The 647-nt window shown below is 80.1% G+C and carries 1 protein-coding gene; it reads right to left on the reverse strand.

Annotated elements, in window-relative coordinates; translation table 11 throughout:
• Nucleotides 1–647: mycofactocin biosynthesis glycosyltransferase MftF (mftF, locus tag E4P41_RS21800; RefSeq protein WP_135143266.1), on the reverse strand; the 647-nt coding region annotated here is incomplete at both ends.

Genomic DNA, 647 nt, shown 5'->3' on the forward strand with positions numbered 1-647 from the left:
CCGACCACGGCGAGAGCACCACGGGAGCGACCGCGGCGCCGTGGCGGGCGACCAGCAGCGCGGCGCCGGTGCCGTAGAAGGCCCGGCGGCGCAGCCACTCCCCGATGGCCGATCGGTGCTCGTGGGCGACGGCGGCCGACGGCTCGTACCGCACCCGCCAGCCGGCCGCGGCCAGCCGCCAGACCAGGTCGACGTCCTCGGCCACCCGCATCGACTCGTCGAACCCGTCGCCCAGAGCGCGGCGCCGGGCCAGCAGCGCCGCGCTGGGCAGGTAGGACACCGCCGTCCCCGGCGCGACCGGCGCCGGCGCGGCGCCCATGTCCAGGGCGCTCACCGCGGCCTCGTACGGTTCCACCCAGCCGGCGCCGTCGGCGGACAGCGCGGTGATCCGCGGGGCGACCAGCGCCAGCCGCGGGTCGGCGGTGTGCCGGGCCAGCGGCGCGGACCATCCGGGCAGCGGCACGCAGTCGGAGTCGAGGAAGGCGACCAGGTCGGTGGTCGCCGCGCGGAGACCGGCGTTGCGCGCGGCGGCCGGGCCGCGGGCGGTGGGATGCCGCAGCACCCGGGCGCCGTGCCGGCCGGCGGTCGCCGTGACCGCAGCCGGGTCGGCCGAGCCGTCGTCCACCACGACCACGGGCACGGCGGCG

Origin of the sequence: Geodermatophilus sp. DF01-2 (genome assembly GCF_004571065.1) — a bacterium.
Taxonomy (GTDB): domain Bacteria; phylum Actinomycetota; class Actinomycetes; order Mycobacteriales; family Geodermatophilaceae; genus Geodermatophilus.